21 protein-coding genes and 1 pseudogene are annotated in these 22,306 nt (G+C 59.7%); 17 read left to right on the top strand and 5 right to left on the bottom strand.

Annotated features, from left to right (window positions below):
* Positions 1–337 precede the first annotated feature (337 nt).
* From mioC to glmU, 15 genes are all read left to right on the top strand, one after another.
* Positions 338–787, top strand: a complete 450-nt coding sequence (gene mioC / locus CAK78_RS10130; protein WP_176452742.1) for an FMN-binding protein MioC — start codon at positions 338–340, stop codon at positions 785–787.
* 509 nt (positions 788–1,296) lie between these two features.
* The gene (gene mnmG / locus CAK78_RS10125) at positions 1,297–3,186 is read left to right on the top strand and encodes a tRNA uridine-5-carboxymethylaminomethyl(34) synthesis enzyme MnmG (protein WP_017783543.1); all 1,890 of its coding nucleotides are present in this window, start codon (positions 1,297–1,299) and stop codon (positions 3,184–3,186) included.
* A gap of 20 nt (positions 3,187–3,206) precedes the next feature.
* Positions 3,207–3,833 carry a 16S rRNA (guanine(527)-N(7))-methyltransferase RsmG gene (rsmG, locus tag CAK78_RS10120; protein ID WP_024942392.1) on the top strand — a complete coding sequence of 209 codons (627 nt, stop codon included), beginning with the start codon at positions 3,207–3,209 and terminating at the stop codon, positions 3,831–3,833.
* A gap of 26 nt (positions 3,834–3,859) precedes the next feature.
* On the top strand, positions 3,860–4,663 hold the full coding sequence (locus CAK78_RS10115; protein ID WP_005307193.1) for a ParA family protein: 804 nt from the start codon (positions 3,860–3,862) through the stop codon (positions 4,661–4,663).
* A complete protein-coding gene (locus tag CAK78_RS10110; protein ID WP_010635594.1) occupies positions 4,660–5,574 on the top strand; it encodes a ParB/RepB/Spo0J family partition protein in 915 nt (304 codons plus the stop codon). Before CAK78_RS10115 ends, CAK78_RS10110 begins: the two co-directional genes overlap by 4 nt.
* Before the next feature lie 190 nt (positions 5,575–5,764).
* Positions 5,765–6,175 carry an ATP synthase subunit I gene (locus CAK78_RS10105; protein WP_176452741.1) on the top strand — a complete coding sequence of 137 codons (411 nt, stop codon included), beginning with the start codon at positions 5,765–5,767 and terminating at the stop codon, positions 6,173–6,175.
* An 8-nt stretch (positions 6,176–6,183) separates the two neighbouring features.
* Positions 6,184–6,966 (top strand): F0F1 ATP synthase subunit A, encoded by a 783-nt coding sequence (atpB, locus tag CAK78_RS10100; RefSeq protein WP_005307200.1) that lies wholly within the window; start codon positions 6,184–6,186, stop codon positions 6,964–6,966.
* A 58-nt stretch (positions 6,967–7,024) separates the two neighbouring features.
* Entirely contained in the window at positions 7,025–7,267 is a 243-nt protein-coding gene (gene atpE, locus CAK78_RS10095; protein WP_005307205.1) for a F0F1 ATP synthase subunit C, read from the top strand.
* A gap of 52 nt (positions 7,268–7,319) precedes the next feature.
* The gene (atpF, locus tag CAK78_RS10090) at positions 7,320–7,790 is read left to right on the top strand and encodes a F0F1 ATP synthase subunit B (RefSeq protein ID WP_005307207.1); all 471 of its coding nucleotides are present in this window, start codon (positions 7,320–7,322) and stop codon (positions 7,788–7,790) included.
* Between the two features lie 13 nt (positions 7,791–7,803).
* The gene (atpH, locus tag CAK78_RS10085; protein WP_042006319.1) at positions 7,804–8,337 is read left to right on the top strand and encodes a F0F1 ATP synthase subunit delta; all 534 of its coding nucleotides are present in this window, start codon (positions 7,804–7,806) and stop codon (positions 8,335–8,337) included.
* Between the two features lie 15 nt (positions 8,338–8,352).
* Positions 8,353–9,894, top strand: a complete 1,542-nt coding sequence (atpA, locus tag CAK78_RS10080; RefSeq protein WP_005307210.1) for a F0F1 ATP synthase subunit alpha — start codon at positions 8,353–8,355, stop codon at positions 9,892–9,894.
* A 43-nt stretch (positions 9,895–9,937) separates the two neighbouring features.
* Positions 9,938–10,804, top strand: coding sequence for a F0F1 ATP synthase subunit gamma (atpG, locus tag CAK78_RS10075; protein WP_005307212.1), 867 nt, complete (start codon positions 9,938–9,940; stop codon positions 10,802–10,804).
* A gap of 33 nt (positions 10,805–10,837) precedes the next feature.
* Positions 10,838–12,226: a F0F1 ATP synthase subunit beta gene (atpD, locus tag CAK78_RS10070; RefSeq protein WP_094697174.1), complete on the top strand. Its 1,389-nt coding sequence runs from the start codon at positions 10,838–10,840 to the stop codon at positions 12,224–12,226.
* Between the two features lie 18 nt (positions 12,227–12,244).
* The gene (locus CAK78_RS10065) at positions 12,245–12,673 is read left to right on the top strand and encodes a F0F1 ATP synthase subunit epsilon (protein ID WP_005307217.1); all 429 of its coding nucleotides are present in this window, start codon (positions 12,245–12,247) and stop codon (positions 12,671–12,673) included.
* A gap of 94 nt (positions 12,674–12,767) precedes the next feature.
* Positions 12,768–14,129 (top strand): bifunctional UDP-N-acetylglucosamine diphosphorylase/glucosamine-1-phosphate N-acetyltransferase GlmU, encoded by a 1,362-nt coding sequence (glmU, locus tag CAK78_RS10060; RefSeq protein WP_094697173.1) that lies wholly within the window; start codon positions 12,768–12,770, stop codon positions 14,127–14,129.
* Between the two features lie 50 nt (positions 14,130–14,179).
* Here the strand turns inward: glmU and creD are convergent, their stop codons facing one another.
* The 4 genes from creD to blrA all read right to left on the bottom strand — a co-directional run bounded on the left by creD (position 14,180) and on the right by blrA (position 18,659).
* A complete protein-coding gene (gene creD, locus CAK78_RS10055) occupies positions 14,180–15,541 on the bottom strand; it encodes a cell envelope integrity protein CreD (protein WP_094697172.1) in 1,362 nt (453 codons plus the stop codon).
* Between the two features lie 117 nt (positions 15,542–15,658).
* Complete coding sequence (blaOXA, locus tag CAK78_RS10050; RefSeq protein ID WP_094697171.1) at positions 15,659–16,453, bottom strand: OXA-12 family class D beta-lactamase; 795 nt, start codon at positions 16,451–16,453, stop codon at positions 15,659–15,661.
* A gap of 75 nt (positions 16,454–16,528) precedes the next feature.
* The gene (blrB, locus tag CAK78_RS10045; protein ID WP_094697170.1) at positions 16,529–17,950 is read right to left on the bottom strand and encodes a beta-lactam sensor histidine kinase BlrB; all 1,422 of its coding nucleotides are present in this window, start codon (positions 17,948–17,950) and stop codon (positions 16,529–16,531) included.
* A gap of 34 nt (positions 17,951–17,984) precedes the next feature.
* Positions 17,985–18,659 (bottom strand): beta-lactam response regulator transcription factor BlrA, encoded by a 675-nt coding sequence (blrA, locus tag CAK78_RS10040; RefSeq protein ID WP_094697183.1) that lies wholly within the window; start codon positions 18,657–18,659, stop codon positions 17,985–17,987.
* Positions 18,660–18,780: 121 nt separating this feature from the next.
* On the opposite strand from blrA, the gene CAK78_RS10035 reads away from it, so the two are divergent.
* Both CAK78_RS10035 and glmS read left to right on the top strand, forming a co-directional pair.
* Positions 18,781–19,554, top strand: coding sequence for a DeoR/GlpR family DNA-binding transcription regulator (locus CAK78_RS10035; protein WP_005307234.1), 774 nt, complete (start codon positions 18,781–18,783; stop codon positions 19,552–19,554).
* A gap of 51 nt (positions 19,555–19,605) precedes the next feature.
* On the top strand, positions 19,606–21,438 hold the full coding sequence (glmS, locus tag CAK78_RS10030; protein WP_024942398.1) for a glutamine--fructose-6-phosphate transaminase (isomerizing): 1,833 nt from the start codon (positions 19,606–19,608) through the stop codon (positions 21,436–21,438).
* 69 nt (positions 21,439–21,507) lie between these two features.
* On the opposite strand, the pseudogene CAK78_RS10025 reads toward glmS, so the two are convergent.
* Positions 21,508–22,286: pseudogene (locus CAK78_RS10025) on the bottom strand (helix-turn-helix transcriptional regulator).
* Positions 22,287–22,306 lie beyond the last annotated feature (20 nt).

The raw sequence follows: 22,306 nt of genomic DNA, 5'->3' as shown, positions 1-22,306 counted from the left end.
TGGTAGCCGGTCATGCCGGTAGCCCGGTTCCTCAGGCGAATAAAGCAGCGACATGCTACTACAGGAGCCATGATCGAATCGATTCAATAATTGCTAATCATTTGCATCCGCATTGTTACTTAACGTATCAGGAGCCGAGCGGAGAACACACAAGAGGAGGAAACGGCCCCTTTTCGACACGATCGCAAGATTGGGCAGGATCGGCGGGCGGGGATCCCTTTTTTCCGTACAAAAGCAGCGAGGATCCATTATCCCCAAGCTTTATCCATATTTATCCACACCCTTTGGCGGTAGAATCCGGCTTTCTCTTGCTTCGTCTGAAATCAGGATCCATTCCATGGCCAAACTCAATCTCGTCGTCGGCTCCATGCTGGGCGCCTCTGAATATGTCGCGGACCACATCGCCGGCCTGCTGGAACAAGCGGGCCATCAAACCGAGATCCACAACCCCGCCAGCCTGGCCAGGGTGCTTGCCGAGCCGGAGGCCATAGTGCTGGTGGTCACCTCCACCCACGGTGCCGGCGATGTGCCCGACAATCTGCAGCCTTTCGCCAAGGATCTTGCCGAGCAGCGTCCGGATCTTGATGGCTGGAAATACGGGGTGATCGCGCTGGGAGACAGCAGTTATGACACCTTCTGCCAGGGTGGCAAGACGCTGGATCGACTGCTGGCCGAGTGCGGCGCCAGCCGGATTGGGGATCGTCTCGACATCGACGTGACCCGGCACGAGATCCCGGAAGATGCAGCCGAAATCTGGATCTGGGACTGGTTGGCCCTGATCGCCTGAACCGGGAGCGGGAGATCCGGCATGAACGGCTCGATCTCCCCGCTTATCCCCAGATCGCTATCCACCAGGTTATTAACAGGTGGATCCGGAGAAGTTGTTCCAAAGGTTCCCCTAGAATGCTCCGAGAAATTGTGAATAACTCCTGTGTGAAACTCTGTAAAACCTATAGTTATCCATGTATTAGATCTAAACCAAAGGGTGTCTGTGTATAAAAACCCTTGTTATCCCCCAGTTCACGGGGCCAGGATCCAAGCTTTTCCACAACCAGAGATCGCTCTTAAGACGATGATCTTTATGATCAAAAAGTGCTTATCAACAGAAGCGGCGGATCCTAATAAAAGATCCAATAAAAGATCGATCTAAAGATCCTTAAGATCTATTTAGTGGATCCTCCCTCCATACTGAACGTTAAGTAGACGTTCCCCTCAGGACGCTAAACAGATAGAATGTTCCGCCCTCGAGCACAGGCAAACAAAGATCTTCAGGCGTGCAGATCAAGGTGATCCCCAATGCAATACCATGAACAATTTGATGTGATCGTCGTCGGTGGCGGTCATGCAGGAACCGAAGCGGCAACAGCGGCAGCCCGGATGGGCCTCAATACCCTGTTGCTGACCCACAATATCGATACGCTGGGACACATGTCCTGCAACCCGGCGATCGGCGGGATCGGCAAGGGACACCTGGTCAAGGAAGTTGACGCTCTCGGCGGGATCATGGCGCGTGCCATCGATCTTGGCGGGATCCAGTTCCGTACCCTCAACTCTTCCAAGGGCCCGGCAGTTCGCGCCACTCGCGCCCAGGCGGATCGTCTGCTGTACAAGGCGGTCGTGCGCCAGATGCTGGAGAACTACCCCAACCTGAAGATCTTCCAGCAGGCCTGTGACGATCTCATCATGGACGGGGATCGGGTTGCCGGCGTGGTGACCCAGAGCGGGATCCGCATCAGCGGCAAGACGGTCGTGCTGACCGTGGGTACCTTCCTCAACGGCCTGATCCACATCGGCATGGAAAACTACAAGGGCGGCCGCGCCGGGGATCCTCCCTCGATCGCCCTCGCCCAGCGCCTGCGGGAACTGCCGCTGCGCATCGATCGCCTCAAGACAGGTACGCCGCCCCGCATCGATGCCCGCAGCGTCGATTTCTCGGTGATGCAGGCCCAGCACGGTGACGATCCGCGTCCGGTCTTCTCCTTCATCGGCGATGCCAGCCAGCATCCGCGTCAGGTGCCCTGCTACGTTACCCATACCAACGAGCGCACCCACGAGGTGATCCGCAACAACCTGGATCGCAGCCCCATGTACGCCGGGGTGATCGAGGGGATTGGCCCGCGCTACTGCCCGTCGATCGAGGACAAGATCACCCGTTTTGCCGACAAGACGGCGCACCAGATTTTCGTCGAACCGGAAGGCCTGACCACCCACGAACTCTACCCGAACGGGATCTCCACCAGCCTGCCGTTCGACGTGCAGGTGCAGATCGTCCGCTCCGTGCGTGGCTTCGAGAATGCGCACATCACCCGCCCGGGTTATGCCATCGAGTACGATTTCTTCGATCCGCGGGATCTCAAGGCCAACATGGAGAGCAAGTGCATCGGCAACCTGTTCTTCGCCGGCCAGATCAACGGCACCACCGGCTATGAAGAGGCGGCAGCCCAAGGACTGCTGGCCGGTTTGAACGCCGCCCTGCGTGCGCAGGGCAAGGATCCCTGGCATCCGCGCCGGGATCAGGCTTACATCGGCGTGATGATGGACGATCTCTCCACCCTGGGAACCCGCGAACCCTACCGCATGTTCACCAGCCGTGCCGAATATCGCCTGCTGCTGCGGGAAGACAACGCCGATCTGCGCCTGACCGCCATCGGCCGCGAGCTGGGCCTGGTGGATGACGAGCGCTGGAGCAAGTTCAACGCCAAGATGGAACAGGTGGAGCAGGAGCGTCAGCGCATGCGCTCGACCTGGATCCACCCGCAACATCCGTCGCTGGAGGCGGTCAACGCCCTGGTCAACACCCCGCTGACCCGCGAGCAGAGCCTGGAAGAGCTGCTGCGTCGCCCCGAGGTGACCTACGATGCGCTGATGGCCATCGAGGGGGTCGGGCCTGCGCTGAGCGATTCGGCCGCCGCCGATCAGGTGGAGATCCAGATCAAGTACGCCGGCTACATCGAACGCCAGCACGACGAGGTGGAGAAGCAGCTGCGCAACGAGAACACCCTGCTGCCGCTGGACATGAACTACCGCGACGTCAACGGCCTCTCCAACGAGGTGATCGCCAAGCTCAACGATGCCAAGCCGCAGACCATAGGTCAGGCGTCCCGCATCTCCGGCATTACCCCGGCGGCCATCTCCATCCTGCTGGTTCATCTGAAAAAACACGGCCTGCTGCGTAAAACCGCCTGAGGATCCTACCGTTGCAAAATATGCTGGAAAGATTGAACGGCCTGCTCATGCAGGCCGGAATTGTTATCACCGAGACCCAAAAGACCCAGTTGGTTCGGCTTGTCGAGTTGCTGCACAAGTGGAACAAGGCTTACAATCTCACCTCGGTACGAGATCCGGACGCCATGCTGGTCAAGCACATCCTCGACAGCCTGGTGGTGAGCCGGCACCTGCACGGTGAGCGCTTCATCGATGTGGGCACAGGCCCGGGTCTGCCCGGACTGCCACTGGCGATCATCAATCCGGACAAGCAGTTCGTGCTGCTGGACAGTCTGGGCAAGCGGATCAACTTCATCCGCCAGGTGATCCTGGAGCTGGGCTTGACCAACGTGACTCCCGTCAAATCCCGGGTCGAAGAGTATCAGCCCGAGGTGGGATTTGACGGCGTGCTGAGCCGGGCCTTTGCCTCGCTGGAGGACATGCTGGGCTGGTGTCACCATCTGCCGTCGGCCCAGGGCAGCTTCCTCGCGCTCAAGGGACAGTATCCCGAGCAGGAGCTGGCCCAGTTGCCCGCCAACATCCGTCTGGTCGCCTCCCATCAACTGGTGGTGCCGGAGCTGGAAGGCGAACGTCATCTGCTGGAATTCAAACATATCCAGCCCGAATAGGGTCGCAGTTTCATTTAGGGGACAGTGTGGGAAAAGTCATCGCCATAGCCAACCAGAAGGGTGGAGTGGGTAAAACCACCACCTGTGTGAATCTGGCCGCCTCCATGGCCGCTACCCGCCGCAAGGTGCTGGTGATCGATCTGGATCCGCAGGGCAATGCCACCATGGGCAGCGGTGTCGACAAGTACGAAGTCGAGCGCACCGCCTATGAGCTGCTGATCGAGGACGCCCCCATCGGCGAGGTGATCATCCCCGAAACCTCCGGGGGCTATCACCTGATCGCCGCCAATGCCGACGTGACCGCGGCCGAAATTCGTCTGATGGAGTTCTTCGCCCGCGAGATCCGCCTGCGCAATGCGCTGGCCGCGGTGCGGGACAAGTACGACTACGTCTTCATCGACTGCCCGCCTTCTCTCAACATGCTGACCGTAAACGCCATGGCCGCCGCCGACTCCGTGCTGGTGCCCATGCAGTGCGAATACTATGCGCTGGAAGGGCTGACCGCCCTGGTCGACACCATCAGCAAGCTGGCAGCCGTGGTCAATCCGGATCTGAAGATCGAAGGGGTGCTGCGCACCATGTTCGATCACCGCAACCGGCTGGCCAATGATGTGTCCGATCAGCTTAAACAGCACTTCGGGGACAAGGTCTATCGCACCATCATTCCCCGCAACGTAAGACTGGCGGAGGCACCGAGTTTCGGCGCCCCGGCCATGCACTATGACAAATCATCGGTGGGCGCCAAGGCCTATCTGGCTCTGGCTGGCGAGATCCTGCGTCGCCAGGAGCAGGAGCGTCAGGTGACCATCGCAGACCGAGAGAGCATATGACGCCGAAAAAACGTGGGCTGGGCAAGGGGCTGGACGCTCTGCTCAGCACCAGCACTGCCGCGCGCCAGAAGCAGGTGATGAGCGATCAGCGCACCGAGCAGGCCATGGCCCCGACCCCGACCAACCAGGGCGAATTGCGCAAGCTGCCGGTGGAGTGGCTGCAGTCCGGCAAGTACCAGCCACGCAAGGACATGTCGCAGGATGCGCTGGAAGAGCTGGCCAACTCCATCCGTGCCCAGGGGGTGATCCAGCCCATCGTGGTACGTCCCCTCGGCGAGCAATCCTTCGAAATCATCGCCGGTGAACGGCGTTGGCGCGCCTCCCAGCTGGCCCGCCTCGAGGTGGTGCCCTGCCTGGTCAAGGACGTGCCTGACGAGGCGGCCGTTGCCATCGCGCTCATCGAAAACATCCAGCGCGAAGACCTCAACGCCATCGAAGAGGCGGTCGCCCTGCAGCGGCTGCTGACCGAATTCGAACTGACCCACCAGCAGGTGGCCGATGCGGTGGGCAAGTCCCGCACCACGGTGACCAACCTGCTGCGTCTCAACCAGCTCAACGACGACGTGAAGCGCTTCGTCGAGCATGGTGACCTTGACATGGGTCATGCCCGTGCCCTGCTGGCCCTGAGCGGCCAGGCCCAGTCCGAACTGGCCAAACTGGTTGCCCAGAAGGGGCTGACCGTGCGAGATACCGAGAAATTGGTGCAAAAGGCGCTGGAACCGGCAAAAGCCAGGGTCGAGCCCGTCCGCGATCCCCAGTTTGGTTATCTCGAGCGCCAGATCTCAGAAAAAATTGGCAATCAGGTACAACTTCAGCCGGGAAAACAGGATAGCGGCAAGTTAGTAATTAGTTACGAGAACTTGGCGGATTTGGACCGGGTATTGAGCTATTTTGGCCTGTCAGAATCGTGATTTTTACGCTTTTTGTAGTAATAAAACATCCATTCCTTTTGATATGAACATAACCTTAATTCTGTGCGGAAAGCCGCAAAAATTAAGGATTTTTGCCATGTTGCAATAGCTGTCTTCAAGGGTATAATTTGACCGGCTTTTTAGGCTGTAAACGCGGGGTCTTCGGATCCCGATTTTTTACAGTTCTGTAATGTTCAGGGGTAGGTTGGTGAAGCAGAAAATAGCCTTGGAAGGTTTAACGCTGGCCTTGGCTATGCTCGTTTGTCAGCTCGTCCTGATCCTGGCGATCAGTACCGTCTGGTTTTACCAGGCCGGTGCGTTTGCCGGACGCTCCTCCCTCTACGGGGGGAGCATGTACTGGGTTCCACAAGCCCTGTTCACGCTCTGGGTTCTGCGCCGCAAGGTGACGAAAGATAGCGTGGGCCTGGTTTTGCGGGACTTTTATGGTGGGGCAGGGATTAAGCTCATTACTACAACAGGACTTTTCGCCCTGATGTTTGGCGCCGGGATCGAGGTCGATACCGTCTCGTTCTTTGCCACTTATATCCTCGCCCTCGTTGTACAGTGGATAGTCTCATTCACGCTTAACAACCACTATTAGGAAAACTCATGTCTGCAACCGGAGAAGTCCTGACTCCTCAGGGATATATCTCCCACCATCTGACCCATCTGCAAGTCGGGTCTGGGTTCTGGACAGTCAATGTCGACTCAATGATATTTTCTGTTCTGTTGGGCGCTCTGTTTATCTGGTTGTTCCGCCGCGTAGCCGTCAACGCTACCAGTGGTGTGCCCGGTAAACTGCAGTGCTTTGTGGAGATGCTGGTCGAGTTTGTGAGTGGTAACGTCAAGGACATCTTTCACGGTCGCAACAAGGTCATCGCACCTTTGGCCCTGACGGTGTTTGTGTGGATCTTCCTGATGAACCTGATGGATCTGATCCCCGTTGACTTTATCCCCCACGCTGCACAGTTGATGGGTGTTCCCTATCTGCGTGTGGTTCCCTCTGCTGACGTTAACATCACCATGTCCATGGCTTTGGGCGTGTTCTTCTTGATCCTGTACTACAGCATCAAGGTCAAGGGTATCGGCGGGTTTGTGAAGGAGCTGACGCTTCAGCCTTTCAATCACCCGGCGGCCATCCCGGTTAACCTCATCCTGGAAACTGTTACGCTGATTTCCAAACCTGTTTCTCTGGGTCTTCGACTGTTCGGCAACATGTATGCTGGCGAACTGATCTTTATCCTGATTGCGGGTTTGCTACCCTGGTGGTCTCAGTGGATCCTGTCCGTGCCTTGGGCAATTTTCCACATCCTGATCATCACTCTGCAGGCGTTTATCTTCATGGTGCTGACCATCGTCTATCTGTCGATGGCTCAAGAAGACCATGGTTGATGCAACTCAAATAATCCTTTTTATACAATCAATTACATCTAAATAAATGGAGATCCTCATGGAAAACTTGAACATGGACCTGCTGTACATCGCTGCTGCAATGATGATGGGTCTGGCGGCTATCGGCGCTTCCATCGGTATCGGTATCCTGGGTGGCAAATTCCTGGAAGGTGCAGCTCGTCAACCGGACCTGATCCCTGTTCTGCGTACCCAGTTCTTCATCGTGATGGGTCTGGTGGATGCGATCCCGATGATCGCCGTTGGTCTGGGTCTGTACGTGATGTTTGCGGTTGCCGGCTAAGTCATAGCGACCTCCGGACATAACCCATTAACTAACTAAGAGGACACAGGCTGTGAATATCAACGCCACCCTCCTCGGCCAAGCAGTTGCTTTTTTCTTCTTCGTAGTGTTTTGCATGAAGTACGTGTGGCCGCCGCTGATGGCTGCCATCGAAGCCCGTCAGAAAACCATTGCTGACGGCCTCTCTTCTGCCGAGCGTGCCAAGAAAGATCTGGATTTGGCCAAGGCCAACGCCACCGATCAGCTGAAAGAAGCCAAGCTCCAGGCTGCAGAAATCATTGAACAGGCCAACAAACGCAAGGCCCAGATCATTGATGAAGCTGCTGCCGGTGCCCAATCTGAGCGGGAAAAAATCCTGGCTCAGGGCCGTGCCGAGATTGAAGCTGAACGTCATCGTGCCAAAGAAGAACTGCGTAAGCAGGTTGCTGCTCTTGCCATTGCTGGTGCAGAGAAGATCCTGGCGCGCCAAATCGACCAGGCTGCCAACAGCGACATCGTCGACAAGCTGGTAGCAGAACTGTAACGGGAACGGGGCTATGTCTGAACTGACTACAATCGCTCGCCCCTACGCCAAGGCTGCTTTCGAGTTTGCCGTTGAGCACAAGGCGGTTGACCAGTGGCTGGGGATGCTCGGTTTCGCGGCGGAAGTCGTGAAAAACGAGACCATCCACAACCTGGTAAACGGCTCTGTGGCTGCCGAAGAGCTGGCAAAGTTGTTTGTCGGCATCTGTGGTGAGCAACTCGACGAGCATGGTCAGAACCTGATCCGGGTGATGGCCGAGAATGGTCGCTTGGGTGTGCTGCCGGCGGTCGTTGCTGAATTCATCGCGTTCAAGGCTGAACTGGATAAAGAAGTTCAGGCTGACGTGATTTCGGCGATCGAACTGACCGACCAGCAGAAAGCCAATATTCAGGCTTCTCTGGAACAACGTCTCGCGCGCAAAGTGAAGCTGAATTGCAGCATGGATGCGTCCTTGATGGCCGGGGTGCTCATCAAGGCCGGTGACCTGGTTATCGACGGCACGGTCCGCGGTAAGCTGGATCGCATGGCTGACGCGCTGCAATCTTGATTGGGGTATTAGAGCATGCAACTGAATTCCACTGAAATCGCCGAGCTGATCAAGCAGCGCATTGCGCAGTTTGATGTAAAGAGCGAAGCGCGTAACGAAGGTACCATCGTCTCTGTGAGCGACGGTATCATTCGTATTCACGGCCTGGCCGATGCCATGCAAGGTGAGATGATCGAGCTGCCGGGCAACCGCTACGCTCTGGCATTGAACCTGGAGCGTGACTCCGTCGGTGCGGTGATCATGGGTTCCTATGACGGTCTGTCAGAAGGAATGAAAGTAAAAGGGACTGGCCGCATTCTGGAAGTGCCGGTCGGTCGTGGTCTGTTGGGCCGGGTGTTGAACACCCTGGGTCAGCCGATCGACGGTAAAGGTCCAATCGACAACGACGGCTTCTCGCCGATCGAAGTGATTGCACCGGGCGTTATCGAGCGTAAGTCTGTTGACCAGCCGGTCCAGACCGGTCTGAAAGCCATCGATGCCATGATCCCTATCGGTCGTGGCCAGCGTGAGCTGATCATCGGTGACCGTCAGGTGGGCAAGACTGCCATCGCCATCGACACCATCATCAACCAGAAAGACTCCGGCATTAAGTGTGTCTACGTTGCGATCGGCCAGAAGGCCTCCACCATCGCCAACGTGGTGCGCAAGCTGGAAGAGCACGGCGCCCTGGCCAACACCATCGTGGTGGTTGCCTCTGCCTCCGAAGCGGCTGCCCTGCAGTACCTGGCTCCGTATGCCGGCTGCTCCATGGGTGAGTACTTCCGTGACCGCGGTGAAGACGCGCTGATCATCTATGATGACCTGTCCAAGCAGGCCGTAGCTTATCGCCAGATCTCCCTGCTGCTGCGCCGTCCGCCAGGACGCGAAGCCTACCCGGGCGACGTTTTCTATCTGCACTCCCGTCTGCTGGAGCGTGCTGCTCGCGTCAACGCCGAGTACGTAGAGAAGTTCACCAACGGTGAAGTGAAAGGCCAGACCGGTTCTCTGACCGCCCTGCCGATCATCGAAACCCAGGCTGGTGACGTATCCGCGTTCGTTCCGACCAACGTGATCTCCATCACCGATGGCCAGATCTTCCTGACTTCACAACTGTTCAACTCCGGTATCCGTCCGGCCGTTGACCCGGGTATCTCCGTATCCCGTGTAGGTGGTGCCGCTCAGACCAAGATCGTCAAGAAGCTGTCCGGTGGTATCCGTACCGCGCTGGCCCAGTATCGCGAACTGGCTGCATTTGCCCAGTTCTCTTCCGACCTGGACGATGCGACCCGCAAGCAGCTGGACCACGGTCAGAAAGTGACCGAGCTGATGAAGCAGAAGCAGTACTCTCCGCTGAGCGTGGCTCACCAGTCTCTGGTGCTGTTCGCCGCGGAAAAAGGCTATCTCTCCGATGTCGAGCTGAACAAGATCGTCGACTTCGAAGCCGCTCTGCTCTCTTACGCCAATACCCAGCATGCCGAGCTGATGGCTGAAATCAATGCCAAGGCCGACTACAACGACGCGATCGTTGGCAAGCTGACTGCGTTGCTGGACAACTTCAAGGCAACCCAGACCTGGTAAGCGTGTGTGGCAGCGCGAGCTGCCACCTGATGGAGAGTAAGAGATGGCCGGCGCAAAAGAGATACGTAACAAGATCGCGAGTGTGAAAAACACTCAGAAGATCACCGGCGCTATGGAAATGGTGGCAGCAAGCAAGATGCGCCGTGCGCAAGATCGCATGTCTGCCAGCCGTCCGTACGCTGAAACCATGCGCAAGGTGATCGGCCATATCGCTCAGGGGAACCTGGAATACAAGCACCCCTACCTCATCGAACGTGAGGTCAAGCGAGTGGGTTACATCGTCGTCTCCACCGACCGTGGCCTGTGTGGTGGTCTGAACATCAACCTGTTCAAGGCTGCCCTCAATGACATGAAGCAATGGAGCGCGAAAGGAGCCAAGGTTGACCTGGCTCTGATCGGCAACAAGGCCTCCAACTTCTTTGAACGGCACGGCGCCAAGGTGAAAGCTCACGTCGCAGGACTGGGCGATAACCCGAGCGTCAATGACCTGATTGGTTCAGTCAAGGTCATGCTGAAGGCTTACGACAACGGTGAGATTGACAGGCTGTATCTGGTGTACAACAAGTTCGTCAACACCATGGTTCAGCAACCACGAGTCGATCAACTGCTGCCTTTGCCCGTAACTGAAGACAGCAAGCTCGCCAAGAAACACCACTGGGATTACCTCTATGAGCCGGATCCCAAGCAACTGCTGGATACCCTGCTGATTCGCTACGTCGAATCCCAGGTCTACCAGGGGGTAGTGGAAAACTTGGCAAGTGAACAGGCAGCCCGAATGGTTGCCATGCAAGCCGCGACTGACAACGCCGGTAACCTGATTAACGATCTGCAACTGGTATACAACAAGGCCCGTCAGGCCAGTATTACCCAGGAACTGACAGAGATCGTGTCCGGTGCTGCTGCGGTGTAAGGCAAGGGTTATCAAAGGTTTAGAGGATTTGACATGAGTAACGGTTTCATCGTCCAAATCATCGGCGCTGTGGTGGACATCGAGTTCCCGCAAGATGCCGTGCCCCAGGTGTACGATGCACTGAAGGTTGTCAGCGAAGGTCAAGGCCAGGGTCTGGTGCTGGAAGTTCAGCAACAGATCGGTGGCGGCGTCGTTCGTTGCATCACCATGGGCTCCTCCGACGGTCTGCGTCGTGGGTTGGAAGTAGTGAATAGCGGTAAATCCATCCAGGTGCCGGTCGGCGTATCGACTCTGGGTCGGATCATGAACGTACTGGGCGATCCGATCGACGAAAAAGGTCCGATCGGTGAAGAAGAGCGTTGGTCCATTCACCGCGCGGCTCCCAGCTACGAAGATCAGTCCAACAGCAACGACCTGCTGGAGACCGGTATCAAGGTTATCGACCTAGTATGCCCGTTCGCCAAGGGTGGTAAGGTTGGTCTGTTCGGTGGTGCCGGTGTAGGCAAGACCGTAAACATGATGGAGCTGATCCGTAACATCGCGATCGAACACAGCGGTTACTCCGTGTTCGCCGGTGTAGGTGAGCGTACCCGTGAGGGTAACGACTTCTACCACGAGATGATGGAGTCCAACGTACTGGACAAAGTATCTCTGGTTTACGGTCAGATGAACGAGCCGCCCGGAAACCGTCTGCGCGTGGCGCTGACCGGCCTGACCATGGCCGAGAAGTTCCGTGACGAAGGTCGTGACGTGCTGTTCTTCGTGGACAACATCTACCGTTACACGCTCGCGGGCACCGAGGTATCCGCACTGCTGGGCCGTATGCCTTCCGCAGTAGGTTACCAGCCGACCCTGGCCGAGGAGATGGGCGTTCTGCAGGAACGTATCACCTCCACCAAGACCGGTTCCATCACCTCCGTACAGGCCGTTTACGTGCCTGCGGATGACTTGACCGACCCGTCTCCGGCGACCACCTTCGCCCACCTGGATGCGACCGTGGTACTGTCCCGTCAGATCGCGGCACTGGGTATCTACCCGGCCGTTGACCCGCTGGACTCCACCTCCCGTCAGCTGGATCCGCTGGTGGTTGGCAAGGAGCACTACGAGACTGCTCGTGGCGTTCAGACCGTACTGCAGCGCTACAAAGAGCTGAAGGACATCATCGCCATCCTGGGTATGGATGAACTGTCAGAAGAAGACAAACTGACCGTAGCCCGTGCCCGTAAGATCGAGCGTTTCCTGTCCCAGCCGTTCTTCGTGGCCGAAGTGTTTACCGGTTCTCCGGGCAAATACGTGCCGCTGAAAGATACCATTCGTGGTTTCCAGGGCATCCTGAAAGGCGAGTACGACGATCTGCCGGAGCAGGCGTTTTACATGGTTGGCAGCATCGACGAAGTTGTCGAGAAAGCCAAGAAACTGTAAGCCTCGATAGGAGGGCCCATGGCTGAGATGATCTCCTTTCACCTGGACGTGGTGAGCGCCGAAGGAAAACTGTTTTCCGGTCGCGTGCAGTCCGCTCAGGTATCAGGCTCCGAAGGTGAGCTGGGTCTCCGCCACGGTCATGCTCCGTTGCTGACTGCCATCAAGCCGGGCCTGGTCCGCTTGGTGAAGCAGAACGGAACTGAAGAGGTGCTGTACATCTCCGGCGGCATGCTGGAAGTACAACCCGAAGCCGTGACCGTGCTGGCGGACACCGCGATTCGTGCCGACGATTTGGATGAGGCGAAAGCCCAGGAAGCCAAACGCGCGGCGGAAGAGCGGATCCACAGCTCCCATGGTGATATCGACTACGCCCAGGCCGCCACCGAGCTGGCCAAGGCGATGGCTCAACTGCGGGTCATCGATATCGTCAAAAAGAATTACCGTTAATAACGGTGAGGTAAAAAGCGACCTGCGGGTCGCTTTTTTTTTACTCGTTGGATAGACTCCGCCGAGTATTTCTTCATGTTCCAAAGGTCGAATTATGTCTCTCAACGTCGTGATCCTGGCTGCGGGTAAAGGTACCCGTATGCGCTCCTCCCTGCCCAAGGTGCTGCACCCGGTCGCCAACAAGCCGATGGTTTCCCATGTGATCGAGACTGCCCGCAAGGTCGGTGCCGAGCAGTTGCATCTGGTGTATGGCCACGGTGCCGAACTGCTGAAGGAGCGGATCCAGGCATCCGATCTGAACTGGGTGCTGCAGGCCCAGCAACTGGGTACCGGCCACGCCGTCGCCCAGGCCATCCCGTTCTGGCAGGACGAAGACGACGTGTTGGTGCTGTACGGCGATACCCCGCTGATCCAGCCGGAAACCCTGCAGCGGCTGCTGGCCGCCAAGGCCGCAGATGGCATGGCGCTACTGACCGTGGTGCTGGACAACCCGACCGGCTATGGCCGCATCGTGCGCAGCAACGGCCAGGTGGTCGGCATCGTCGAGCAGAAGGATGCCAATGCCGAGCAGCTGGCGATCCGCGAAGTGAACACCGGCGTGCTGGTGGCCAACGGTGGCCAGCTGCGCAGCTGGCTGTCCCGTCTGGACAACAAGAATGCCCAGGGCGAGTTCTATCTGACCGACGTCATCGCCATGGCCCACGCCGACAACTGCCCCATCGCCGCGGTTCACCCCGACAGCGCCATGGAAGTGGAAGGGGCCAACAACCGGGTGCAGCTGGCCCAGCTCGAGCGCAGCTATCAGCAGATGCAGGCCGAGAAGCTGATGATCGCCGGTGCCACCCTGATCGACCCGGCCCGTTTCGATCTGCGCGGCACCCTGGACATCGGGGAAGAGGTGGTGATCGACGTCAACGTCATCATCGAAGGCAAGGTGGTGCTGGGCAACCACGTCCGCATCGGTGCCGGCAGCGTGCTGAAGGATTGCGTGATCGGCGATCACACCGAGGTGAAACCCTACTCCGTCATTGAAGGCGCGCAAATCGCCGACCAGTGCTCGGTCGGTCCTTTTACCCGCCTGCGCCCGGGTGCCGTACTGGAGCAGGATGCCCACGTCGGCAATTTCGTCGAGATGAAGAAGGCGCGCCTCGGGGTTGGCTCCAAGTGTGGTCATCTTACCTACCTGGGGGATGCCGAGGTGGGTGCCAAGGTAAACATCGGGGCTGGCACCATCACCTGCAACTATGACGGGGTGAACAAGTTCCAGACCATCATCGAGGATGACGTCTTCGTCGGCTCCGATACCCAGCTGGTGGCGCCGGTGCGGATCGGCAAGGGGGCGACCCTGGGGGCCGGCTCCACCATCACCAAGGACGTGGCCGAGAACGAGCTGGTGATCACCCGGGTGCCCCAGCGCCATATCCAGAACTGGGCGCGCCCGGTCAAGAAGAAGTGATACCCGATCAATGAAATGCAAACCGGCGCCTGATGGCGCCGGTTTTGTTTTCAGCTATCCTGCCCGCTGGCGGGGGGCATCGGGGCGTTCCCCATCACCCGATACCAGTCCAGCTTGCGGGTCAGCACCATGACCAGCGTCAGGATGGCGAACAGCAGCAGGGCGCCGAGCAGCAGGGCTATCTCCTCGGCCTGCAGCAAGCCGAACAGGATGGCGTAGACCAGCCCGAGCAGGGTCGCGAAGCCGAGCCCCTGTTTGGGGCCGCCCAGCACATGGCTGAGGTAGAAGCCGTTGAGGGTCACGCTGGCCAGGGCGGCAATCAGATAGGCCCAGGCAAAGCCGAGGTGTTCGGTGAGTGCCAGCAGCACCAGATAGAAGATGGCCAACCCCATGCCCACCAGGGCGTACTGGATCGGGTGCACTCGCAGCCCCTTGAGCAGCTCGAACATGAAGAAGCTGAGGAAAGTGAGGCCGATGAACAGCAGCGCATACTTGGCGGCCCGCTCGTTCTGCTGATAGTGATCCACTGGCTGCACCAGGCTGACGCTGAAGGCGGGCAGATCGCCGCTGATACCCTTCATCATCCGGTTGAAACGGCTCTCCATGTCGGTGGCAAACCAGCTGCTCTGCCAGCTCGCCTCGAAGCCGCTGGCGCTGAGGGTGCGGCTGCCCGGTAGAAAGTCGCCGATGAAGTTGGGGTGGGGCCAGTTGCTGGCGAGGTTGAGCCTGCTGTCCTGGCCGAGCGGCACCACTTCCAGCTGGTTCATCCCCTGCAGGTCCAGTTCGATGTGAAAAGCGCCACCCTCCCCCGGCAGGGCCGCGAGCGGTGCATGGATGCCGGCCAGTCCGTCACCCAGCAGGGCGCCGGGAGCGAACGGGATGCGCTGCTCCCCCAGTTGCAGCTCGGGTACCCGGTTGATGCCGCGGGCATCGGACAGCACCAGGCTCAGATAGGGTTTGCCTGCCACCAGGGCGGGATCGGTCCCGTCGACGGTCAGATCAGGTTCGCCGCTGAGCAGGGTTTTACCGTTCAGTTCGGCAGGCAGTCGCCCGGAGAGGGAGAGCCGGGTGTGATAGACCTGGGCCTGGTAGATGCCGAGCTTGCGCGGGGTTACCTCCATGCTGGCCTGCACATCCAGCTGTTCCGGCAGCAGGTAGCGATAGAGCTGCTGCTTGCGCTCGAAGCGCTTGCCATCCTGCTCCACCGTGACGGTGCGGGTATAAGGCTGCACCACGACCGGCCCCAGCAGTCGTTGCGGCCCGCTGCTGCTGGCCATTATGCTGTGGATGGCCTGGCTGCGATAGGCCTGGCGCTCCCGGTTCAGCTCCATGATGGATTGTACCGGCACCATCAGCAGCAGGCTGAGCAACAGCAGCAGAAAGATCTTGTGGCTGAATATCTGTTTGATCATGACACGTCTCCTTGTTGATGGAGCGAGTGTGGCTGGGTCGGGTGAAGGGGGGATGGGGCTGTGTGAAGTGGGGGTGAAGGGGGATAAAAAAACCGGCGCAGAGCGCCGGTCTCGGTATCACAGGGTTTTCAGTTTGGCCGGCAGGGCGGCCAGCACCTCTTCCTTGGCCTTGAGGGAGGCGAACTGCTTGCCGGGTTTTTGCACCACGGTATGGACGAAGATGAGTTGCTTGCCCGGTTTGCTGGCCCAGCCGACGAACCAGCCGATCTGCTGATCCCGGTTGAGGCTGCCATCCAGCTTCTTCGGATAACCCATGCCGGTCTTGCCGTGGATCTGCCAGCCGTCGATCTCGCTCACCTTGAGGATGTTGGCGGTGTACTGCAGGGTCTGCGCCGACACCGGCAGCTTGCCGCTCACCATCTTGCCGAGGAAGCGGGCCTGCTCCTCTGGACTGATGGCCAGGCTGGAACTGAGCCAGGCCTGGGTCAGGCCGTCGTGCTTGCCAGGATTGCCGGAGAGATCCCGGTTGCCGTAGTCGAAACGGTCGACGTACTGCTGGAAGCGCTCCATCCCCAGCCATTCGGTGATCTGCTGGGAGAACCAGACCACCGAGTAGGTTTCCCAGCGGCGCGGGGTGGTGGTCTCCCGCCAGGCAGGCAGCCAGTCATCGTAACCCGGCTTGAAGGGCAGCGCCGGGTGCTCTTCGTCCACCAGAAAGCCGCTGTCGTAGCCCATCAGCGCCAGCGGGATCTTGAAGGTGGACGCGGGTGGCAGCTGGCTTGAACAATCCCCTTCGCTGGAGAGGGTCTGGCCGTTGCCGTCGGCATAGAGAAAGCAGCCGGTGGCGGCGCTGGCCGGCAGCGAAAACAGCAGGCCTGCGCCGAGCAGGCCGGATAACAGAAGGCGGGACATGGGGGCTCCTTGAGCACATAAAGTTCGCTGGGAAAACACCAGCATAGCGCCGCTTTATGTGCCCAGTGTGAAGTGTCAGCCCGCTGGCAACCAGAGCTCGGCCAGCACCCCGCCGTCAGCTTGGTTGGCGAGGGTCAGCCGGCCGCCGTGTTGGCGCGCCACCTCCATGGCGAAGCTGAGCCCGAGGCCGCTGCTCTTGCCCTTGTCGGGTCTGGGCAGGGAGTAGAAGCGCTCGAAGATGCGTGGCAGGGCATAGTCCGGAATGCCGGGTCCCTGATCCCGCACCCGGAAGCAGTAACCCCCCTCCTCCATGGTGCCGCTCAGCCTGAGGGTACTACCGACGGGGGAGAAGTCGAGGGCGTTGTCCAGCAGGTTGCCGAGGGCCTGCTCCACCAGCAGCGGGTCCCACTTCTGTTTCTGGGCTTCCCCCAGCTCGGCGTGCAGGGTGATCTGGCGGCGCTGGGCCAGGATCTGGCGGGCGTCGAGCGCACGCTTGCCCAGCCTGGCCGGCTCGACCGCCTGTCTATCCAGCCCCTGTCCCGACTCCAGTTTGGCCAGCTGCAGCATCCGCTCGATCAGCTGCTGCATGCGGGCCGTCTCCAGATTGATGTTGCTGATAAAACGCTTTGCGACGTCCAGCGGCGGGGCTTCGGCCAGGATCTCCCCTGCCCCGCGAATGGCGGCCAGCGGGCTCTTGAGCTCGTGGGTCAGACTGTGTACATAGGCTTCGATGTAGGCCTTGCCGTCCAGCTGGCGGCGCATGGTTTCCAGGGAGCGGCCGAGCCGATCCAGCTCCGGGCTGTAGAGACGTGGCAGAGTGGCGGGCTGGCCCTGGCTGACCGCATCGGCATAGTGCACCAGCTTGCCGATGGCGCGGTTGAGCCACCACACCAACAGGGCGCCGATCAGCAGCGAGATGAACAGCAGCAGGGCCGCCCCCTGCAGCAGCTGGTGTTCGCTGCGCTCTATCATGGGCAGTAGGGTGCGGTTGGGTTTGGCGACGGTGAGGGAGCCGAGGATGTCGTCCCCCTCCCGCAGCGGCGCGGCCACGTGCATCACCGAGCTGGCGGGATCGTCGGGGTCGCTGCGGGTGCTGCGGGCGCCGTATTCGCCGCGCAGGGTCAGGTAGACGTCGTTCCAGCGGGAGTAGTCCTTGCCCAGATCCACCCCGTCCGAGTCGTAAACCACCTTGCCCCAGCGGTCGACCACATAGATGCGGTACTCCGCCTGCTGCTTGAGGTGGCCGTCGATCAGGGCGTTGATGGGGCTCTGGTTGAGGCGGGCGAAGGCGCTGGCCAGCCGGCCGTCGGCCATCTTCCCCTCCTGCAGGTCATCCAGCGCCAGCGGGGCCAGCATCTGAGCCATGTCTACCAGGGTATCTTCGGTGGCGCTGCGCACCCCGGGTTTGATCTCCTCGACGAAGATCTCCAGCACGAACCAGGCGGCCAGCGCAAAGATCAGCACCAGCCCGCACAGCAGTTGCAGTCCGATTCTCATGTCATCCCCCGGCCGTGACCCGGCAACCGTCTGTTCATGCCTGCTCCAGGCTGTAACCCAATCCGCGGTGGGTCAGGATCAGGTTGGCGTCCGGATCCCGCTCCCGCAGCTTGGCGCGGATGGTCTTGATGTGGGTGTCGACGGTGCGATCCAGGCTTTCCTCCGCCCCGCTCCACACCAGATCCATCAGCTGCTGGCGGGAGTAGACCCGGCCCGGCGTTAGCATCAGGGTCTTGAGCAGCAGGTACTCGTAGCGAGTGAGCGCCAGCGGTTGGCCGTGAAAGCTGATGCGGGCCCGCTCCTCGTCCAGGGTGAGGGTCTGGCTCGGCTGGGGGGCGGCTGGCTGGCTGCGGCGCAGTATGACCCGCACCCTGGCGCACACCTCGCGGGGCGAGAAGGGCTTGGCCACGTAGTCGTCGGCCCCAATCTCCAGTCCAATCAGGCGATCAATTTCTTCGCTGCGGGCGGTGAGGAACATCAGCGGGGTATCGCACAGTGCTCGTACCTGCTTGCACAGCTCGAAGCCGCTGATGTCCGGCAGACCCACATCCAGGATCAGGAAGTCGGGGAGCGACTGGGCCAGTCGCGCCAGCAACGGCTGGCCGAGGGAAAACCACTCCACCTCGAAGCCATCGGTTTGCAGGGCATAGATCAGGGTGTCGGCGATGCTGGCTTCATCTTCTACCAGCCAGATGGTTCGTTTTTGCATGGCATCCTCGTCGCAAATCAGCCCCCATTCTGGCATCGAACCATATCGGATCCTATTTGCCGTTTGATTTTTCCAGAAAAGGCATTAATATTTCGACATTCTTTCGAATCGAAACTTTAAGATGACCAAACGTAATACTCAGCAACGCCGTCACACCATAGTGAGCCTGGTGCAGGAGCAGGGTGAAGTGAGCGTCGACGCCCTGGCCAAGCACTTCTCCACCTCCGAGGTGACCATTCGCAAAGATCTGGCCGTGCTGGAGACCGGTGGCCTGTTGCTGCGTCGTTACGGTGGCGCCGTGCCCCTGCCCAGCGAGATGGTGGTGGACGGCAATCCAGAGCAAGTTTCGAAACGAAAGCTGGCTATCGCCAAGGCGGCGGCAGAACGGATCCGCGATCACAACCGCGTCATCATCGACAGCGGCACCACCACCAGCGCCATGATCCCGCTGCTCGGCAACAAGCGCGGTCTCATCGTGATGACCAACTCTCTCAATGTGGCCGGCGCCCTGCGCGAGCTGGAAAACGAGCCTACCCTGTTAATGACGGGAGGCACATGGGACCCCCACTCCGAATCCTTCCAGGGTCAGGTGGCGGAGCAGGTGCTGCGCTCCTATGACTTCGACCAGCTGTTCATCGGTGCCGATGGCATCGATCCGGAACGGGGTACCACCACCTTCAACGAGCTGGTAGGCCTGTCCCGGGTGATGGCCGAGGTGTCGCGGGAGGTCATCGTCATGGTGGAGTCGGAAAAGATCGGTCGCAAGATCCCCAATCTCGAACTGCCCTGGTCCAGCATCCATACCCTGGTGACCGACGAGGGGCTGGCCATCTCGGCCAGAGAACGAATTCAGGCCAAGGGGATCCAGCTGATCTGCGCCCCCGTGGCAGTCTGACCTGAACAAATCAATATCCAACCGAATCAATAGCGTCTTAAGGAGAAGTGTATGTGTGGCATCGTCGGGGCCGTCGCCCAACGTGATGTGGCTGAAATTCTGGTAGAGGGTCTGCGCCGTCTGGAATACCGCGGCTACGATTCGGCCGGTGTGGCCGTGTTCAGCGCCAGTCAGCCGCTGCAGCGGGTGCGTCGCCTCGGCAAGGTGGCCGAGCTGGCCAAGGCACTGGACGAGCAGTCCGTGCATGGCGGTACCGGCATCGCCCACACCCGCTGGGCCACTCACGGCGAACCGTCCGAGCGCAATGCCCACCCTCACGTCTCCGAGCATATCGTGGTGGTGCACAACGGCATCATCGAGAACCATGAAGAGCTGCGGGAAGAGTTGAAGGCGCTGGGCTATGTGTTCAGCTCCGACACCGACACCGAGGTGATCGCCCACCTGGTGCACCACGAGCTGAAATCCGCTCCCAGCCTGCTGGCTGCCATGCAGGTGGCGGTGAAACAGCTGCGCGGCGCCTACGGCACCGTGGTGATGGACAGCCGTGACGACAGCCGCGTGGTGGTGGCCCGTTCCGGCTCCCCGCTGGTGATCGGCCGCGGCATCGGCGAGAACTTCATCGCTTCCGACCAGATGGCGTTGCTGCCGGTGACCCGTCGCTTCATCTTCCTGGAAGAGGGGGACGTGGCCGAAGTGACCCGTCGCGACGTGCACATCTTCGATACCCACGGCGAGGCAGTGGTGCGTGAAGAGCAGGAGTCCGAACTCTCCCACGACGCCGGTGACAAGGGCGAGTACCGCCACTACATGCTCAAAGAGATCCACGAGCAGCCCAAGGCCATCACCAACACCCTGGAAGGGCGTCTGGGTGGTGATCACGTGGTGGTCGAGTCCTTCGGCAACGGCGCACGTGCCATCTTCGACAAGGTCGATCACGTGCAGATCGTCGCCTGCGGCACCTCCTATCATTCCGGCATGGTGGCTCGCTACTGGTTCGAAGAGATCGCCGGCGTCTCCTGCGACGTGGAGATCGCCTCCGAATTCCGCTATCGCAAGTCGGTGGTACGCCCCAACAGCCTGCTGGTGACCCTCTCCCAGAGCGGCGAGACCGCCGATACCCTGGCGGCCCTGCGCCTGGCCAAAGAGTCCGGCTACATGAGCTCGCTGGCCATCTGCAACGTGCCGGGCTCCTCCCTGGTGCGCGAATCGGATCTGGCCTTTATGACCCGCGCGGGGGCTGAAATTGGCGTGGCCTCCACCAAGGCGTTCACCACCCAGCTGGCCGGTCTGCTGATGCTGGTGGCCTCCATCGGTCGTTGCCGCGGCCACCTGAGCGCCGCCGCCGAAGCCGAGCTGGTCAAGGCGCTGCAGGCCCTGCCGCTGCGCATCAAGGAGAGCCTGGCACTGGCCAAGGATATCGAGGCCCTGGCCGAAGAGTTTGCCGACAAGCACCACAGTCTGTTCCTGGGTCGCGGCAGCCAGTACCCCATCGCCATGGAAGGGGCACTCAAGCTCAAAGAGATCTCCTACATCCACGCCGAGGCCTATGCCGCCGGTGAGTTGAAGCACGGCCCGCTGGCGCTGATCGATGCCGAGATGCCCATCATTGTGGTGGCGCCGAACAACGATCTGCTGGAGAAGCTCAAGTCCAACGTGGAAGAGGTGCGTGCCCGTGGCGGTATCCTCTACGTCTTCGCCGATGCCGATACCGGCTTCAAGAGCGACGAGACCATGCGGGTGATGAGCCTGAACCACGTGGAAGAGGTGATCGCGCCGATCGTCTATACCGTGCCGCTGCAGCTGCTCTCCTACCATGTTGCCCTCATCAAGGGCACCGACGTGGATCAGCCGCGCAACCTGGCGAAATCCGTCACGGTGGAATAAGCCGTCGCCGGAAATGAAAAAAGAGCCGCATTGCGGCTCTTTTTTATTGGCTGTGTTGCCGGGCTGGCGTCACGACAAGCGCAGGTTGGTGATGGTCACGTCGTCCAGCGAGGGCACTATGATGCCGCTTGAGATGCTCTTGGCGATAGCCTGGTTGCGGTTCTTCGAGTCGGTCTTGTTGGTGACCTGATTGAGGTGGAAGTTCACGGTCCGTTCGCTGATGCCGAGGATGGTGGCGATCTCCTAGGAGGTCTTGCCCTCGCTGGCCCAGAACAGGCACTCCTTCTCCCGATCCGACAGCTCGGTCAGGTACTTCATCAGATCCGGCCTGCTCTTTATATCAGCTGCAGTGCCGAGTTGAAGATGTAGCTGGCGCAGAACGACAGCAAGGGAACGTTTTCAAACATCAGATCGGAATTGGACTTCTCCTTGCTGATGAAGGAGAGGATGCCGTGTTCCCCCTGCGGCGTGTGCAGCGGGAAAGAGACACCGTTTCTCACCCCGAAGTCGGCCGCCAGGTTCATTACCTCCCGGCTGGCGCTGGGCAGCCAGGGGGAGTCGCAGTCGAGCTTGTTCCAGAAGATGGGCTGGGTCTGCTTCAGCCCCAGGAAGACGACCGGATCCTGGGTCAGGTAGTGCCGCTCCGAATAGGCATCGAACCAGCTGGTGGGGCAGTTGTTGAACAGCGCCACATGGGATTTCTGCATGCTGATGGGAAAAATAATCAGCAAACGAAAGTAATCAAAGCCCATCTGGTGACTGAAGCGCTCCAGCTGCTGCTGGATGTCGCTGGTCTTCTTGGCCTTGGTGAACCGATCGATATGTTCCCAGATCGCATCGTTGAACATGAACCTCTCCTTTTTCGATC

It is taken from the genome of Aeromonas sp. A35_P, assembly GCF_002259925.1.
Classification (GTDB): domain Bacteria; phylum Pseudomonadota; class Gammaproteobacteria; order Enterobacterales; family Aeromonadaceae; genus Aeromonas; species Aeromonas dhakensis.
Note: the sequence above shows the minus strand (reverse complement) of the source record. Positions and strands in the feature narration are given on the sequence as shown.